The 16,683-nt window shown below is 49.5% G+C and carries 17 protein-coding genes; 16 read left to right on the top strand and 1 reads right to left on the bottom strand.

What is annotated here, in order from left to right:
- The first annotated feature begins 127 nt into the window (after positions 1–127).
- From ftsA to MKY82_RS09855, 14 genes are all read left to right on the top strand, one after another.
- Positions 128–1,411, top strand: coding sequence for a cell division protein FtsA (ftsA, locus tag MKY82_RS09790; RefSeq protein ID WP_194541670.1), 1,284 nt, complete (start codon positions 128–130; stop codon positions 1,409–1,411).
- Positions 1,412–1,468: 57 nt separating this feature from the next.
- Positions 1,469–2,599: a cell division protein FtsZ gene (gene ftsZ / locus MKY82_RS09795; RefSeq protein ID WP_194541671.1), complete on the top strand. Its 1,131-nt coding sequence runs from the start codon at positions 1,469–1,471 to the stop codon at positions 2,597–2,599.
- A gap of 387 nt (positions 2,600–2,986) precedes the next feature.
- Positions 2,987–4,033 (top strand): sigma-E processing peptidase SpoIIGA, encoded by a 1,047-nt coding sequence (gene spoIIGA, locus MKY82_RS09800; RefSeq protein ID WP_233355170.1) that lies wholly within the window; start codon positions 2,987–2,989, stop codon positions 4,031–4,033.
- 170 nt (positions 4,034–4,203) lie between these two features.
- On the top strand, positions 4,204–4,926 hold the full coding sequence (gene sigE / locus MKY82_RS09805; RefSeq protein ID WP_071222992.1) for an RNA polymerase sporulation sigma factor SigE: 723 nt from the start codon (positions 4,204–4,206) through the stop codon (positions 4,924–4,926).
- 77 nt (positions 4,927–5,003) lie between these two features.
- Positions 5,004–5,786, top strand: coding sequence for an RNA polymerase sporulation sigma factor SigG (gene sigG, locus MKY82_RS09810; protein ID WP_006209087.1), 783 nt, complete (start codon positions 5,004–5,006; stop codon positions 5,784–5,786).
- A gap of 200 nt (positions 5,787–5,986) precedes the next feature.
- Positions 5,987–6,286: a YlmC/YmxH family sporulation protein gene (locus MKY82_RS09815; RefSeq protein WP_233354800.1), complete on the top strand. Its 300-nt coding sequence runs from the start codon at positions 5,987–5,989 to the stop codon at positions 6,284–6,286.
- Positions 6,287–6,355: 69 nt separating this feature from the next.
- The gene (pgeF, locus tag MKY82_RS09820) at positions 6,356–7,213 is read left to right on the top strand and encodes a peptidoglycan editing factor PgeF (protein ID WP_339296021.1); all 858 of its coding nucleotides are present in this window, start codon (positions 6,356–6,358) and stop codon (positions 7,211–7,213) included.
- Positions 7,214–7,221: 8 nt separating this feature from the next.
- The gene (locus MKY82_RS09825; RefSeq protein ID WP_339296022.1) at positions 7,222–7,911 is read left to right on the top strand and encodes a YggS family pyridoxal phosphate-dependent enzyme; all 690 of its coding nucleotides are present in this window, start codon (positions 7,222–7,224) and stop codon (positions 7,909–7,911) included.
- Between the two features lie 2 nt (positions 7,912–7,913).
- The gene (locus MKY82_RS09830) at positions 7,914–8,360 is read left to right on the top strand and encodes a cell division protein SepF (RefSeq protein WP_339296023.1); all 447 of its coding nucleotides are present in this window, start codon (positions 7,914–7,916) and stop codon (positions 8,358–8,360) included.
- An 8-nt stretch (positions 8,361–8,368) separates the two neighbouring features.
- Positions 8,369–8,641, top strand: a complete 273-nt coding sequence (locus MKY82_RS09835) for a YggT family protein (protein WP_220686033.1) — start codon at positions 8,369–8,371, stop codon at positions 8,639–8,641.
- Positions 8,642–8,648: 7 nt separating this feature from the next.
- The gene (locus tag MKY82_RS09840; protein WP_339296024.1) at positions 8,649–9,431 is read left to right on the top strand and encodes a YlmH/Sll1252 family protein; all 783 of its coding nucleotides are present in this window, start codon (positions 8,649–8,651) and stop codon (positions 9,429–9,431) included.
- 172 nt (positions 9,432–9,603) lie between these two features.
- The gene (locus MKY82_RS09845) at positions 9,604–10,098 is read left to right on the top strand and encodes a DivIVA domain-containing protein (protein WP_071222998.1); all 495 of its coding nucleotides are present in this window, start codon (positions 9,604–9,606) and stop codon (positions 10,096–10,098) included.
- 401 nt (positions 10,099–10,499) lie between these two features.
- The gene (gene ileS / locus MKY82_RS09850; protein ID WP_339296025.1) at positions 10,500–13,589 is read left to right on the top strand and encodes an isoleucine--tRNA ligase; all 3,090 of its coding nucleotides are present in this window, start codon (positions 10,500–10,502) and stop codon (positions 13,587–13,589) included.
- A 236-nt stretch (positions 13,590–13,825) separates the two neighbouring features.
- Positions 13,826–14,173 (top strand): DUF5665 domain-containing protein, encoded by a 348-nt coding sequence (locus MKY82_RS09855; RefSeq protein ID WP_339296026.1) that lies wholly within the window; start codon positions 13,826–13,828, stop codon positions 14,171–14,173.
- Positions 14,174–14,246: 73 nt separating this feature from the next.
- Here MKY82_RS09855 and MKY82_RS09860 read toward each other — a convergent pair whose 3' ends face one another.
- Positions 14,247–14,993 (bottom strand): TraR/DksA C4-type zinc finger protein, encoded by a 747-nt coding sequence (locus MKY82_RS09860; RefSeq protein ID WP_339296027.1) that lies wholly within the window; start codon positions 14,991–14,993, stop codon positions 14,247–14,249.
- 209 nt (positions 14,994–15,202) lie between these two features.
- Here MKY82_RS09860 and lspA point away from each other — a divergent pair, with 209 nt between their 5' ends.
- Positions 15,203–15,703, top strand: a complete 501-nt coding sequence (gene lspA / locus MKY82_RS09865; protein ID WP_194541678.1) for a signal peptidase II — start codon at positions 15,203–15,205, stop codon at positions 15,701–15,703.
- Positions 15,704–15,717: 14 nt separating this feature from the next.
- On the top strand, positions 15,718–16,674 hold the full coding sequence (locus MKY82_RS09870) for an RluA family pseudouridine synthase (protein ID WP_339296656.1): 957 nt from the start codon (positions 15,718–15,720) through the stop codon (positions 16,672–16,674).
- The last annotated feature ends 9 nt before the right edge of the window (positions 16,675–16,683 follow it).

Raw genomic sequence — 16,683 nt, forward strand, 5'->3', positions numbered from 1 at the left:
TGTTATAGCAAATGTTGGCAGTAAAAAAAATGTTGAAAAAAGAGGGAAAGACCCACGAGTGTTGAATAAGTAGAAATGTATTCTTTATAATCAAAATTAATTTGCTAAAAACAGGAGGTGCCAGGGCTTGAGCAACAATGACATCATTGTTAGTTTGGACATCGGTACATCCAAAGTTCGTGCTATTATTGGGGAAGTTAATAATGGAACCTTTAATATTATTGGAGTTGGATCTGCCGACTCGGAGGGAATTCGCAAAGGTGCAATTGTAGATATCGACCAGACCGTACAATCCATTCGCAGCGCTGTTGATCATGCGGAGCGTATGGTCGGTATTCAAATATCCGAAGTATATGTCGGCATTTCTGGAAATCATATCGGACTTCAATCCAGCCATGGAGTTGTGGCAGTATCGAACGAGGATCGCGAAATTGGTGAAGAGGACATCGACCGCGTGCTGAAAGCAGCGGAAGTCGTGGCGCTTCCTCCGGATCGTGAAATTATCGATGTGGTTGCTAAACAGTTTGTAGTTGACGGTTTGGAAGGAATCTCTGATCCGCGAGGAATGATCGGCGTAAGACTAGAAGTTGAAGCGACGATTATTACTGGCGCCAAAACGGCAATACATAACCTGTTACGTTGTGTGGAGAAATCAGGTCTGAAAGTGAAGGATCTGGTGCTGATTCCGCTTGGTGCCGGACAGCTGGCCTTGTCCAAGGATGAGAAAACGATGGGTTCGGTGCTGGTTGACGTCGGGGCGGGCTCAACCACGTTGGCTGTGTTCGAAGGAGGCAGCATTGCCGCAACTTCGACGCTTCCGGTTGGTGGAGATTTCGTGACAAATGACATTGCTTATGGCCTGCGAACGCTGACGGATCAAGCAGAAAAGGTTAAACTGAAGTACGGATGCGCGCTGATCGAGAGTGCCGCACACGAAGTAACGTTTAAGGTAACAAGAATTGGAAGCAATGTGGACAAGGAGTTCACTCAGGAAGATCTGGCAGCTATCATAGAACCTCGCGTTCAGGAAATTTTCCAATTGGTGCGCCAAGAAATTAAGCGCTTGGGTTACAGCGAGCTTCCTGGTGGTTATATACTTACTGGGGGCACTATGTCCATGCCTGGTGTGCTGCAGGTGGCACAAAATGAGCTGGCGACTTCCGTACGGATTGCGGTTCCCGATTTCATCGGTGTTCGTGATCCGGGATACTGCAGCGGAGTCGGCATCCTCCATAATGCAATCCGGAACGTACGTGTACGCAATACAGGAGGAAGCAACAACAGCAGCGGAAATAGCAAGAAACCGGTGAACCGCGCTAAGCAGCAAAGTCCTGTCGCAGCAACTCAGGAGACCAGCCAGAAGCCGGGATTTATTGAACGCTTGAAAAAGATGTTCAGCGAGTTTATATAGCGGATTCATTCGACTGTGGACGTGCCATCCACGCACATTGAGGGGGAGATGGATTAGATGTTGGAATTTGATTTTGAAATGGAGAGCTTAGCTCAAATAAAAGTAATCGGAGTAGGTGGCGGCGGCAGCAACGCCGTTAACCGAATGATTGAGAATGGTGTGCAGGGTGTTGAATTCATTACGGTCAATACGGATGCTCAGGCACTCCACCTTGCCAAATCCGAACATAAACTGCAAATCGGGGACAAGCTCACTCGCGGACTTGGTGCCGGCGCCAATCCTGACGTAGGCAAGAAGGCTGCGGAAGAATCCCGCGATTTGATCATGAACACCCTGAAGGGTGCCGATATGGTATTCGTTACGGCCGGTATGGGTGGCGGAACCGGAACGGGTGCTGCTCCTGTCATTGCTGAAATTGCTAAGGAGTGCGGAGCATTAACGGTTGGGGTTGTCACTCGTCCGTTTACGTTCGAAGGACGCAAGCGTGCTTCCCAAGCGGAGCTTGGCATTGAAGCATTGAAAGAGAAAGTGGACACACTCATCGTCATTCCGAATGATCGCTTGCTGGAGATCGTGGATAAGAAGACACCGATGCTGGAAGCGTTCCGAGAAGCTGATAACGTATTGCGTCAGGCCGTTCAGGGCATTTCTGATCTGATCCAAGTGCCGGGTCTGATCAACCTTGACTTTGCCGACGTGAAAACGATCATGACAGAACGCGGCTCGGCTCTGATGGGTATCGGACTGGCTACGGGTGAGAATCGAGCCTCCGAGGCTGCCCGCAAGGCGATCATGAGCCCGCTGCTTGAAACCTCTATCGAAGGTGCTCGCGGTGTGATCATGAATATTACGGGAGGGACCAATCTTTCCTTGTATGAAGTGAATGAAGCGGCCGAGATTGTAACATCTGCTTCTGATCCGGAAGTGAACATGATCTTCGGTGCGATCATTGAGGAAAGCATGAAGGATGAAATCAAAGTAACGGTTATCGCTACCGGCTTTGAGAGCAAGCCTGCTCAAATCCCGCCGGTACGTCGTCCTGGAATGCCACAAGGGGAACAACAGCAACAACAGCAGCCGGAAACGGACAAGAGTAATGTAAATCTGAAGCCGTTTGGCAATCAGAGCAGCAATGATCAGCTTGATATTCCTACTTTCCTTCGCAATCGTTCCCGCAATAATGATTAATAACGGTAAGCCTGTGCTTCGTCATCATGATGAAGACAGGCTTATTTTTATATCAACGCCTCGTCATCTTCCTTTTATTTCATTTATAAAGCCAACAGCTGATGCTGTCACACTTTCACGAATGAAAGTCCAATCAGCAATTACTGTGGAAATTAAGGATATTCCCCGAGCTTTCCTGCCAAGATAGAGATCGCCGATAACGCCAAGAGGCTGCTCCTGGTACAGGTCTCTAAAAACTGCCCTTCATCGACAAAAAAAGTCTGTAATCCGCCCACAGGTTTAGACAGACTTTGAATTCTATTCTTCTTATACTAGTAACATCTCCCGTTGCCCAGAAAACAACAGAAGGATAACCGAAGTGATTCTTCGACTAGGCAGGTGAACAACCTGGTTGTTTATATTGATCTCATATTTTTGGCAAACCTCGTCATTGACGGCATGTTGCTGGCTTTGACCGCCTGGATGCGCAGGGTCAAGCCAAGGTGGTGGAGACTTGTATTATCCTCTGTGGTAGGCGCACTGTATGTCGTCATGATGTTTGTCCCGCAACTTTCATTTTTGTTTACTTTTCTCATCAAATTTGGACTCTCCTTGATCATGTTATGGATTGCTTTCGGCTTTGCAAGCTTACAGAGTTATCTGCGAAATTTGGGAGCATTTTATATGGTGAATTTTGCGGCGGCCGGAGGCATTATCGGTGTTCATTACCTGGTCCAAAATTCGGGAGAACTGTTTAGCGGGATATGGTATACAACATCGGGAGGGCTATCGTTTGAATTGAAGGTAGGATTCTGGTTTGCGTGCATTACCTTTTTTGTAGTTGTATTCGCATTTAAAGCCGTTCAGACCACGAAACGTAAAACCGAGAACCGGGAGGCCTTATTGGGAGAGGTGTCGGTATGGATCGGCAGCGCCAAAATATCCTGTGCGGGGCTGCTCGATACAGGTAATCAATTGAGTGATCCCTTAACCCGCACGCCGGTTATGGTGATGGAAGCAGCACTGTGGGAAGCCCACCTGCCTCAGGGATGGAGCAAACAGTTGATGGAGGGGGAACCGGACAAATTAATCATGGGGCTCGCGGCAGAGGAATTTGAATGGCAAGACCGTCTGCGGCTTGTTCCCTATCGCGGAGTCAACCGGGGGGCAGCCTTCATGCTTGCGTTAAAGCCCGACATGGTACGGATCGAACTGGGAGGATTTGAATATTCGGCATCCAAGGTGTTAATTGGTCTTGATGGCGGGACGCTCTCAGGTGACAGGGCCTACAGGGCCATTATCCATCCGGCATTAACGGAAGGAGAAGGTACGCCGAAGATGAATGCCAATTCAAACAAGCCGGTGTCCGATGGAAGCTGCAAATCCGAGGTGGACGCTTCATCGCTCAATGGGGGGACCGGACCGGAATCAGGTGCAGCCAAGAACGCAGGATGATAACCATGAAGCCATTTTCATAGTGTTCGAGTTTGCCATTAATACGGCGGACTCATGAATAAGTCTTTGAAAACCTTTATGACATTTCCAGAGCATGCCGGACTAGAAGAATTGAAATTACGTTTATGAAGCCAGTTATCCCTACGGGAAAACGTTTAGGAGGATAAGAGATGCCCGTTAAATGGAGATTAGCATTGCAGCTGCAGTATTATCGCGTACTTTTTTTGCTAGGCCTGAAGAGTCAGGAAATCTACTATATCGGAGGAAGCGAGGCGCTCCCGCCGCCGCTTACGAAAGAGGAAGAGGAGTTCTTGCTCAAGAAGCTGCCTACCGGGGATGCAGCCACCCGTGCCATGCTTATCGAACGTAACCTGCGTCTGGTCGTTTACATTGCCCGCAAATTCGAGAACACCGGCATTAACATCGAGGATTTGGTATCGATTGGTGCCATCGGTTTGATTAAGGCGGTGAATACGTTTGACCCGGAGAAAAAAATCAAGCTGGCTACATACGCCTCGCGCTGTATTGAGAACGAAATTTTGATGTATTTGCGCCGGAATAACAAAACCCGCAGCGAGGTTTCTTTTGACGAACCGCTGAATATCGATTGGGACGGCAATGAATTGCTCTTGTCCGACGTTTTGGGTACTGAGAATGACACCATCTACCGTAATATCGAGGAGCAGGTCGACCGGAAGCTGCTGCAAAAAGCGCTGGATAAATTAAGCGACCGGGAACGCATGATTATGGAGCTTCGTTTTGGACTTCAGGACGGTGAGGAAAAGACGCAAAAAGACGTGGCAGATCTGCTTGGAATCTCACAATCCTACATTTCCCGATTGGAGAAGAGAATAATAAAGAGGCTCCGCAAAGAATTCAACAAGATGGTGTAACTGGAAATCGTAAGGAATAAAATAGCCCCCCTCGGAGATAATGTACAGTAATGTTTCTCCTTGGGAGGTTAGTCATCATGACGCGAAACAAAGTTGAAATTTGTGGTGTGGATACGTCAAAACTGCCTGTTCTGACGAATGTGGAAATGAGGGAACTGTTTCATAATCTGCAGCAGAACAATGAACGATCGGCTCGAGAAAAACTGGTGAACGGCAACCTGAGACTGGTGCTCAGCGTCATCCAAAGGTTTAACAATCGGGGAGAGTTTGTTGATGATCTGTTTCAGGTGGGCTGCATCGGATTGATGAAAGCCATCGACAATTTTGATTTATCGCAAAATGTTAAATTTTCCACTTATGCCGTACCGATGATTATCGGAGAAATACGTCGATATTTAAGGGACAATAACCCGATTCGCGTCTCCCGATCACTGCGTGATATTGCTTACAAAGCACTTCAGGTCAGGGATCAGCTGACAAATGCGAACTCGCGTGAACCGACGATTTTTGAAATTTCCGAAGCGCTGAACGTGCCCAAGGAAGACGTTGTTTTTGCACTAGATGCTATTCAAGATCCCGTTTCGCTGTTTGAGCCGATTTATCATGACGGTGGCGATCCGATTTATGTGATGGATCAAATCAGTGATGATAAGAACAAAGATGTGTCCTGGATTGAGGAAATTGCGCTCCGGGAAGCGATGCACAAGCTCGGACAACGCGAGAAAATGATTTTATCCATGCGGTTTTATGAAGGCAAGACCCAGATGGAGGTTGCGGATGAAATCGGCATCTCCCAAGCTCAAGTGTCCCGCCTGGAGAAGTCAGCGATCAAGCAGATGCAGAAGCACGTCAAAACGTAAGAAGACCAGCAATCAAACGAACAGATAACGATCCCGTTTATGGGATCGTTTTTTTAATTTTAGATAAGCTATTTTATCTAAGCGGCTCATATATTGAACAGAGGGATATGGATTGAAGATGGACGGACGGACGGCTGACCTTCAAATACATCTAAGGTGTGATGCTCATGATACCTGATAATCAAATGGTGGGGAAAAAGATGAAAATTTCCGATTTTCAAACGAAGGATGTTATTAATATCATTGATGGCAAACGGCTCGGACAGATCAGCGATCTGGAGCTGGACTTGCGGCAGGGCCGGATCGAAGCGATTGTGGTGCCAAGTTACGGTAAATTTATGGGGCTGTTCGGCGGCGGGAGCGACCTGATCATTCCGTGGCGGAATATCGTCAAGATTGGTTCGGATGTCGTCCTTGTCAAAATGGAGGAATTGCGAAGAACGCCCGATGATCAGGAATCGGTGGAATACCTGGACCGGCCGGACCGGCGATCCTTCTAAACAGAGGATCCGGTTAATGTGTCTCCGGCGTGGGTTTTCTGTTACACTGGTCATAGAGGTGGGATGCGCATGGAACCGTTTGTTAGACAAGATCAGCAGACACCGAGTCTGTTTGTGCTTGAAAAATGGAGTGGGGGATCAGGAAGCGCCGCACTCACGGCCGGCTTCACAGGCCGGCATGGCGGCGTAAGCCGAGCCCCCTATGATAGTTTGAATTTGGCCTTTCATGTCGGAGACGAGCCGGGTGACATTGTAGAGAACCGGAAACGAACCGCTGCGGCATTGGGTTTTTCTCTGGAAGACTGGACTTGCGGTGAACAGGTCCATGATGTTCAGATTGGCGTGGTTCATGATAAGGACAGGGGCAGAGGGAGTTTGGACCGAGCCTCTGCTTTTCAAAATACGGATGGACTTGTAACCGATGTTCCCGGCGTTTTATTGACGTCCTTCTACGCGGACTGCGTGCCGCTTTATTTTTGGGATCCGGTTACGGGTGCTGTCGGTTTGGCACACGCTGGCTGGAAGGGGACCGTGGGAAGCATCGCTGAGAAAATGGTCGACAGGATGGTTGTGGAATACGGAAGCCTGCCTCAGCACATTCACGCTGCGATTGGTCCATCCATAAGCGAGTGCTGTTACGAGGTGGATGATCGGGTCATGGATCGTGTCCGCGATATCGGAATCGAGGGAAACATATCCGAGAAAGTTACAAATTCAGCTTTTTATATCGACAAGGGACAAGGGAAATACATGCTGAACTTGAAAGAAATAAACAGACACATTATGATTAAAGCAGGAATATTGGCGGAACATATCGAATGTACATCATGGTGTACAAGCTGCAATCATGATCTGTTCTTCTCTTATCGTAAAGATGGGGGGACAACGGGTCGTATGGCAAGTTGGATCGGGATGAGAAAGAGGTGAGTCGTCCCTTGAGTTTGAAGGAACGTATCGATCGAGTGGAACAGCGAATCACGGAGGCTTGCGCAAGAAGCGGCAGGAACCGGAATGATGTAAATATCATTGCGGTTACTAAATATGTCTCCTTGGATATGACAGCTTCGGTACTGGATCAGGGACTGCAGCATATCGGCGAGAACCGCTGGCAGGATGCCCAGGCGAAATGGAACGCTCTTGGAAGCCGCGGCACATGGCATTTCATCGGCCATCTTCAGACCAATAAGGTTCGGGATGTCATTGATAAATTTCAATATATTCATTCGCTTGACCGCTTGTCTCTGGCCCATGAGCTGGAGAAGAGGGCTGCTGCGCTGAATCTGCAGGTATCCGCCTTTATGCAGGTCAATATCTCGGGCGAGGAATCCAAGTATGGTTTGCCTCCTGAGAAAGCAGCCGAGTTTTTGAAGGAAATCAACAGTCTTTCACACGTAAAGGTGACCGGACTCATGACCATGGCTCCATACGAATCGTCGGCGGAGCAGACGCGTCCTGTATTTCGTGGTTTAAGACAACTAAGAGATGAGCTGAACAAGCAGGCGCTTACGGCGGAGCCATTGACCGAATTGTCCATGGGCATGTCCAATGACTTTGAAGTAGCCATAGAGGAAGGGGCGACCTGGGTGCGTCTCGGCTCGATTTTAGTAGGGAAAGAGGAGGATTGACGATGGGCGTGATGAACCGGTTTATGAATTTCTTGGGACTGCAAGAGGAAGAAGAAGTTGTGGAACGCGAGGTCCTGGCCTCGCAGGAAGAGCCGGTGGAGGCAACGCCGTTTGATCATCGGAGGAACCAAAAAAGCGGCAATATCGTTAGCATTCATTCACAGAAGAACGTGAAGGTTGTATTAGTGGAGCCTCGTTCATATGATGAAGCACAGGAGATTGCAGATCATCTGCGGTCATTCCGAACGGTTGTGGTCAACCTGCAGCGTGTGAGGAATGATCAGGCGCTGCGCATTATCGATTTTCTCAGCGGAACCGTGTATGCGCTTAGCGGCGGAATCTCGAAGGTGGGCGGGAACATCTTCCTATGCACGCCGGATACCGTGGAGATCCAAGGTTCGATCTCGGAGATTCTCGCAGACGAGCATGAATATAACAGAATGAGGTGATTTAGGCTTTGACCTACGAAATTATTAGCGTTGTTAGCACGCTATTCCGTATTTACTTCTACATGATTTTAGTTTATGTTTTGATGTCGTGGCTTCCGAATGTGAGAGAAAGCTTTGTGGGCGAGCTGCTCGGCAAGCTGGTAGAGCCCTATCTGGCTCCTTTCCGCCGGTTCATCCCGCCGATTATGGGCATGATCGACATTTCACCAATTGTGGCATTGTTTGTGCTCCAGTTAGCGGAGCGAGGCGTATACGCGATTCTCGGCTATCTCTTGGGGTGAATGAGCGATGAAACTGGACATCTACGATCATTTTCACAAGGATGAACGGGAGTTTGTGGACCGGACTTGGGAGTGGGTTGTCAATGCCGGACAATATCATGAAGCGAAGCTGACGGATTTTCTGGATCCTCGTCAGCGATTCATTCTGGAATCGCTCGTGAATCGTCATCCGGATGTGCATGCCATGTTTGATGGTGGACATGCTGATGCAGAACGCGTTCGGGCGTGGATCGCTCCGGATTACCGAGCGCTTGAGGGCGAGGATTTCAAGATGAAGGTGCTCAGCATTTCTTCCGGAGATCAGAAGTTTCTGGAGCTGGAGCATGGCGACTACATGGGTTCGATTCTGGGTCTTGGCATTAAGAGATCGAAGATTGGTGACATCCATGTGCTCGCGGACGGCTGCCATGCGGTCGTAGCCGACGATATCAGCGCGTTTCTCCATCTGAATCTCAGCCAGGTCCACCGGGTGCATGTGATGACGGAACTGCTGCCAATGGACAAGCTTGAGGTTGCCCGCACGAATTTCGAAACGATGGATATTACGGTATCTTCCATGAGACTGGACGGAATCGCCAGCGATGCATATCGAATCAGCCGTACGAAAATCGTGGTGCCGATCAAGGCTGGCCGATGCCGCGTGAACTGGAAAGTGGAAGAGGACCCCTCAACGAATTTAAAAGAAGGCGATGTCGTTTCCATCCAAGGCTTTGGACGGTTTAAAGTTTTGGAGACAGGAAGCCTGACGAAAAAAGGGCGGTACCGTATCAAGGTTGGGAAATATGCCTGACCTTTGAAGGAATTGCCGTTTTTTTGTCGAATGAGTACAAAGTGTCATTCAAAATAACAATGGATTTACCGATAAATCGTAAATGACCGCTATTGTCTTCACGGACGGGTGGTTTGGCTAACACAGCGGATAAACCGTCCTGTAAGGCCCATATATTTAGGAGGTGCACACCATGCCATTGACGCCGCTTGATATACATAACAAGGAATTTGCTCGTCGAATTCGGGGTTATGATGAGGACGAGGTCAACGAGTTTTTGGATCAGATTATTAAGGATTATGAAAGTGTGATCCGGGAGAACAAAGAGTTGGGCAACCAGCTTATTGCGATGCAAGAAAGACTGGATCATTTTTCGAATATTGAGGAAACCTTGTCTAAGACCATCATTGTCGCTCAGGAGGCGGCGGATGAGCTGAAGAACAACGCGAAGAAGGAAGCCCAGCTGATCATTAAGGAATCCGAGAAGAATGCGGATCGGATCATTAATGATGCGCTCGGTAAATCCCGCAAAATCGCGCTTGAGGTTGAAGAACTGAAGAAGCAGGCTTCCATCTACCGCACCCGCTTCCGCTCCCTGGTTGAGGCGCAGCTGGAGCTGTTGAAACAAGAAGGCTGGGAGACGCTCGAGAACCGGGAACCGAGTCTTGAACCAAAAGAAGTATACTAGGCGGGTATCCGGTTGACTTTTTCCGCGAAAGAGTCTATAACTAATAACATATTGTTGATTCATACAACCATTCGTTGATGGGAATAGTACGCGAAGGATCTGTCCCTCAGAGAGCCGGCAGTTGCTGAAAGCCCGGCGTTCAGACCAAGCAGAAGATCATCCCGGAGAAGTGAAGCTGAAGCGTTTAACCGCGTGTGTAAGCTGAACCGTCAGCCGAACGTTATATCGGACCTTGCCTATTACGAACAGGCATGGACATTGAGGTGTCGCTTGGGCAGACTTCCATTTGAAGTCGGCCGTGCGAAATTAGGGTGGTATCGCGAGAACAGGTTCTCGTCCCTTGGGGGATGAGGCCTTTTTTTATTTTCACAGAACATTTACGAAGTGAAAGGAAGATCTGTATGAACAGAGTAGACGTCAAGGAGAAAGCGCGGGCCAGAGAGCTGCGCATCTTGAACAAATGGAACGAGGAGAACACGTTCAAGAAATCAATCGAGCTGCGGGCCGGCAAGCCGAATTATGTATTCTACGAAGGTCCGCCGACCGCTAACGGCGCACCGCACATCGGTCACGTGCTTGGCCGCGTCATCAAGGATTTTGTGGGCCGTTATCAGACGATGAAGGGCTACCATGTCGTTCGGAAAGCGGGCTGGGATACGCACGGGCTTCCGGTTGAGCTTGGCGTAGAGAAGCAGCTTGGCATCTCCGGCAAGCAGGAGATCGAGAATTATGGCGTTGAAGCTTTTATCAAAAAATGCAAAGCCAGCGTATTTGAATATGAGCACAAGTGGCGCGAGCTGACTGAGGCGATTGCTTATTGGACCGATCTGGATCATCCGTACATCACACTTGAGAACAACTATATCGAGAGTGTATGGAACATTTTGGCGACGATTCATGATAAAGGCCTTCTGTACCGCGGTCATCGCGTGAGCCCATACTGTCCTTGCTGTCAGACCACGCTCAGCTCCCACGAGGTGGCGCAAGGTTATGAGGATGTTAAAGACCTTAGCGCAACGGCTAAATTTAAGCTGCATGACAGCGGAGAGTATGTACTGGCATGGACAACGACGCCTTGGACGCTTCCATCCCACGTGGCACTGGCTGTGAATCCGGATATGGATTACGCCCGCGTCGAGCAGGAGGACGGCATCTATATCGTGGCTAAGAATCTGGTAGAGGATGTCATGAAGGGCGATTTTACCGTTCTGTCCACGCTGAAAGGTTCCGAGCTGGTCGGCAAGACTTACGATCCTCCGTTCCCGTTTGTAAAAGCGGAAAAAACGAATCTCATCGTCGGCGCTTCCTTTGTTACCGATGCAAGCGGTACGGGGATTGTGCATATGGCTCCTGCGCACGGTGAAGACGACTATCGCGTATGTCGCGAGAATGGCATCAGCTTCGTGAGTGTCGTGAATGGCCAAGGCCGTTATACCGATGAAGTGACGGATTTTGCCGGACGCTTCGTGAAGGATTGCGATCTGGACATCGTGAAGGCTTTGTCTGAAAAAGGACTTCTGTACAGCAAGGAGAAATACGAGCACAGCTATCCATTCTGCTGGCGCTGTAAATCCCCGCTGCTCTATTATGCGATGGAGAGCTGGTTTATCGAAACGACAGCGGTTAAGGATCAGTTGATCGCGAACAACAATGAGGTCACCTGGTATCCGGGCCATGTGCGCGAAGGCCGCTTCGGCAAGTTCCTTGAAGATCTGGTCGATTGGAATATTAGCCGGAACCGTTATTGGGGAACACCGCTTAACGTATGGGTCTGCGATTCTTGTGAAGGGCAATTCTCGCCGCACAGCATTGCGGAGCTTCGGGCTAACGCCGTAGGCGAGGTAGCGGAGGATCTGGAGCTGCATAAGCCGTATGTGGATGAAGTGAAAGTGAAATGCCCTCACTGTGAAGGCGGCGTCATGGAACGGACCTCGGAAGTCATCGACGTATGGTTTGACAGCGGATCGATGCCGTATGCACAATACCATTATCCATTCGAGGACAAGGAGAAATTCGAACAGCAGTATCCTGCCGATATGATCTGCGAAGGGATCGACCAGACGCGTGGATGGTTCTACAGCTTGCTTGCCGTATCGACCCTCTTCACGGGTAAAGCGCCTTATAAAGCAGTTATGGCCACAGGACATATTCTTGATGAAAACGGACAGAAGATGTCCAAATCCAAGGGCAACGTCATCGATCCTTGGGAAATCATCGAAGAGTACGGCACGGATGCGTTCCGTTGGGCGCTGCTCGCTGACAGTGCACCATGGAACAGCAAACGCTTTTCGAAAGGAATCGTCGGCGAAGCCAAATCCAAGGTTGTCGATACGCTGGTGAACACCCATGCGTTCCTGACATTGTATGCCGGCATCGATGGCTATGATCCGAAGGAGCATGACTTCAAGGGATCGAACCACAAGCTGGACCGCTGGATTCTGTCCCGACTGAACAGCTTGATTCAAGTGGTTGACAAGGGACTGGCCGTGAATGATTTCCTGAATGCGGCCAAAGCAATCGAAGCTTACGTGGATGAGCTGAGCAACTGGTATATCCGCCGCTCGCGCGACCGTTTCTGGGGCAGCGGACTCGGGGAAGATAAGCTGGCCGCATACGGGACGCTTACACACGTGCTGCTGACTCTCTCCAAGCTGATGGCACCATTCACGCCGATGCTGTCCGAAGATATCTTCGTCAACTTGGGCGGCGGTGAGAGCGTGCATCTGGCCGACTTCCCGCAAGCCGACGAGGCGTTGATCGACAAGGCTCTCGAGCAGGACATGGAGACGGCTAGACAGATCGTAGAGCTTGCGCGCAATGTCCGCAACGAGACCGGGATCAAAACGCGCCAGCCGCTGTCTGAGCTCATCGTATCCATGGATCGCGAGTTTGACCTTGCGGGATATGAAGACATCATCAAGGATGAGATCAACGTCAAAGCGATTGAGGTGGAGACCAGCGACAGTGGTTTCGTTGATTTCACGCTGAAAATGAACCTAAAGATTGCAGGCAAGAAATACGGCAAAAATATCGGCTTCCTGCAAGGGTTCCTGAAAGGCATGAGCAGTGACGAGACTCGCAAGGTAGTCCAAACGGGCGGCGTGAACGTGACATCGCCGGAAGGTGAAGAATTACAGATCACATCTGAAGAGCTGCTGGTGGAGAAGAAGGCGAAGGAAGGCTTCGCATCCGCTTCAGGTTATGGTTTAACCGTTGCGCTTAATACGGATATCACGCCGGAGCTCGAGCAGGAAGGCTGGGTTCGCGAAGTGGTGCGTGCCGTACAGGATACGCGGAAGAAGCTGGACCTGCCGATCGAGAAGCGGGTGAACTTGACCCTCGATACGGATGAAGAGCTTCAAGTTGCGATCGCCGCATTTGAAGATGTGCTGCGCGAGAATGTCCTAGTGAACGATTTGCAATTTGGACAAAGCGAAGACATGGAGCGGGTTGAGCTTGGCGGCAAAACCATCGGCATCCACATCGCCTAAGTTATAAATTGGTTATAAAACACTGCCCTTATCTACAGGGGCAGTGTTTTTTTGTATTCATAAAAAATATCGAATACTTAAGGGTGTTCTCACAAACGAATGAGATGCTTCCCATAGATGCATAATAATCAGCGAATTGATATGTAATGGTAAGCAGATTACGAGCATACAAGGTAATGTAGCTGCTCTGGGTCTATAATTTGAAGTCGATTAGTTTAGGCAAAGGGGCGGTAGAAATGGCGGAGAAGCCGGATGCTGGGGTGCCAACTGAACAAAAAAAATCACTTGAGAAAGAGCGGGACCAATTGAGCGCCATACACCGCATGACCACGGACATAGCACAGCAGCTGGAGAAGGCTCGGATCGCGGAGTATACCCAGCTGCTGAACCGCCCATGGAAGTTGATTTGGACCAATTTGCTGGCCGGGTCGGCCCGCGGTGTGGGAATCGCGATTGGCTTTACCTTTTTTGCGGCGACCATTATCTATGTCCTTCAGGCACTTGGTGCATTGAATTTGCCTATTATCGGCGACTACATTGCAGATATTGTCCGGATCGTTCAGCGTCAGCTTGAGCTGACGTGAGTGATCTATGTGAATATGTAATGCCCGGCAGCCGCTGAGATTTCATAATACGCTGCCGGTCGTAAACGCTTATTTAACTGAAGGATTCATTATCATCATCAGGATCGCCATGGGGATCAAGCAGGTAGCTTCCTTCGCCCCGGTTTAGGTAATCGACATATTGCGGGCTTCGTACGATAAACACCTCGGAGCCATCGATATTGGTTGCAACGAAATTTTCATACACTTCAACAAATCCGCCTTGATCATCGCCATTCTCGATATCCATCTCGTTATAACTGTCAATTTCGTTGCCTTCCGCCAGCGCAGGGGAGTTGGAGTTCCCCCAGCTTTCAACAATCTGCCAGGCGTCCTCGCCATCAAACGCAGCATAATCGTGCTCATCCATACTGGATTTTCCAAAAGCGGGGGCAAGGATTTCCTCCTCAACCGGACGATCGTGGGAGACTCGTTCGCGAGGCGTGTCCTTTACACAATATTGTGTGTCCGGGAGAACCTCCAACCGTTCGTATGGAATTGGCTGGCCGCAGGTAAGACACACGCCGTAACGGCCGTGATGAATCGCTTCAAGTGAAAAAATAACCCGCTGCAGCTCCTGATCCACCCTATCCTGGAGTGCAAGATCTTTTTCTCGTTCAAACATCTCACTTGCCAAGTCCCCGGGATGGTTATCAATATGGGACAGCTCGCCGGTCATATCTCGCTCTGATTCCCCCAGCCCATGCTGGTCGTTATATACCATGCGCCGTTCAAGCTCAACCTTTCGATCCATCAGCTTTTGTTGTAAATTATTGAGTTGCTCCTGAGTTAGATGCGACATGTCAGGCTCCTTTCATGGTCCGAAGTTGACCTTCTGGTTCATGTGTATAGAGTGCACCCATTGAGATGGTTTTACTGACGGAAAATGTTCTCGTGATTGGACAGGAATGGACGATTTCTGAGCCACTGTGCTACAATAAGACGAGTTACGGACCGATCAGCGAGGTGATCGTCTGATTGGAGAAGACAAGAACGGAGTGACATAAACAAGTGGTGTATTATTTGATTGCATTTGTTTTATTTCTTATCGATCAGGGAACCAAGTACTTGATTGCTTCGAACCTTGAGATGTATGAACAGATCCCTGTGATTGGGGACTTCTTCCTGATTACGTCCAGCCGAAACCGGGGAGCCGCGTTCGGCATACTGCAGGATCAATTATGGTTCTTCATTATTGTGACGCTAATCGTTGTGGGCGGAATTGTCTGGTATCTGCGGAAGGTATCGAAGGAAGGACGGAAGCTGCTGCCTACCGCTCTTGCGCTCGTGCTTGGCGGGGCACTCGGAAACTTCATCGATCGCTTGTTGACGGGGGAGGTTGTCGATTTCCTGCAATTTAATTTTGGCAGCTACACATTCCCGATTTTTAATATTGCCGATTCTTGTATCGTCATCGGTGTGGGATTGATCATATTGGACACGCTTCTGGAAGGAAGACGCGAGAAGATAAAGACAACAAGTGAAGTTTCTGGCACAGAAGGGAATGAATAATGTTGCAAGACGGTATGGATACAGGTCCGGAATGGACAGGTGAAACGGGGCACGAATCGGAAGCTTTCGAATGGTTGGTGGATGCCGAATCTGCCAAAACCCGTATCGATAAATACATAACGGAGAGCCTCGGTGAGGATGTCTCGCGCTCCCAGGTGCAGTTATGGATTACGGATGGACATGTTTTCGTGAATGAAGGTCCGGTTAAGTCCAATTACAAGGTGAGTCAGGGTGACCGCATCCTGCTGAAAATTCCTGAGCCATCGGCAGTAGAGATTATTCCGGAAGATATCCCGCTTGAGATCGCGTATGAAGATGCGGATGTCATTGTTGTGAATAAACCTCGAGGGATGGTGGTCCATCCGGCTCCGGGACATTCGTCAGGGACGCTTGTAAATGCGTTGATGTTTCACTGCAACGACTTATCGGGCATTAATGGGGAGCTTCGCCCCGGCATCGTCCATCGGATTGACAAGGATACGACCGGTCTGATTATGGCAGCGAAGAATGATAAAGCTCATGCTTCTCTTGCCGCCCAGCTGAAGGATCACAGCGTGAACCGCCGTTACTTGGCCTTGGTGCACGGCAACATCAGTCATGATCAAGGCACTATTGACGCTCCGATCGGCCGCGACGCGCAGGATCGTAAACTGTATACCGTCACAGACCGGAACAGCAAACATGCGGTGACTCATTTTACCGTAGTGGAACGGTTCGGGGATTACAGTCTTCTCGAGCTGAAGCTGGAGACGGGACGTACGCATCAAATCCGCGTGCATATGAAGTATATCGGCCATCCTCTCGTAGGTGATCCTGTATACGGCAAGAGCAAGGGGATTAAATTAAACGGTCAGGCGCTTCACGCCGCCATTTTGGGTTTTGTCCATCCCTCTACGGGGGAGTACATGGAGTTTTCGGCACCGATGCCGGATGATATGGAAGAACTGTTGACGATTTTAAGGGGCCGCTAGCGGTCCCTT

It is taken from the genome of Paenibacillus sp. FSL W7-1279, assembly GCF_037969845.1.
Lineage (GTDB): Bacteria > Bacillota > Bacilli > Paenibacillales > Paenibacillaceae > Paenibacillus_AQ.

What these genes read in the sequence shown, in the direction of transcription:
- ftsZ (WP_194541671.1), top strand. Translation starts at nt 1,469, where the DNA reads ATGTTGGAATTTGATTTTGAAATGGAGAGCTTAGCTCAAATAAAAGTA.
- MKY82_RS09870 (WP_339296656.1), top strand. Translation starts at nt 15,718, where the DNA reads ATGGATACAGGTCCGGAATGGACAGGTGAAACGGGGCACGAATCGGAA.
- MKY82_RS09860 (WP_339296027.1), bottom strand. Translation starts at nt 14,993, where the DNA reads ATGTCGCATCTAACTCAGGAGCAACTCAATAATTTACAACAAAAGCTG.
- pgeF (WP_339296021.1), top strand. Translation starts at nt 6,356, where the DNA reads ATGGAACCGTTTGTTAGACAAGATCAGCAGACACCGAGTCTGTTTGTG.
- MKY82_RS09815 (WP_233354800.1), top strand. Translation starts at nt 5,987, where the DNA reads ATGAAAATTTCCGATTTTCAAACGAAGGATGTTATTAATATCATTGAT.
- ileS (WP_339296025.1), top strand. Translation starts at nt 10,500, where the DNA reads ATGAACAGAGTAGACGTCAAGGAGAAAGCGCGGGCCAGAGAGCTGCGC.
- sigG (WP_006209087.1), top strand. Translation starts at nt 5,004, where the DNA reads ATGACGCGAAACAAAGTTGAAATTTGTGGTGTGGATACGTCAAAACTG.
- MKY82_RS09845 (WP_071222998.1), top strand. Translation starts at nt 9,604, where the DNA reads ATGCCATTGACGCCGCTTGATATACATAACAAGGAATTTGCTCGTCGA.
- MKY82_RS09855 (WP_339296026.1), top strand. Translation starts at nt 13,826, where the DNA reads ATGGCGGAGAAGCCGGATGCTGGGGTGCCAACTGAACAAAAAAAATCA.
- sigE (WP_071222992.1), top strand. Translation starts at nt 4,204, where the DNA reads ATGCCCGTTAAATGGAGATTAGCATTGCAGCTGCAGTATTATCGCGTA.
- MKY82_RS09840 (WP_339296024.1), top strand. Translation starts at nt 8,649, where the DNA reads ATGAAACTGGACATCTACGATCATTTTCACAAGGATGAACGGGAGTTT.
- MKY82_RS09830 (WP_339296023.1), top strand. Translation starts at nt 7,914, where the DNA reads ATGGGCGTGATGAACCGGTTTATGAATTTCTTGGGACTGCAAGAGGAA.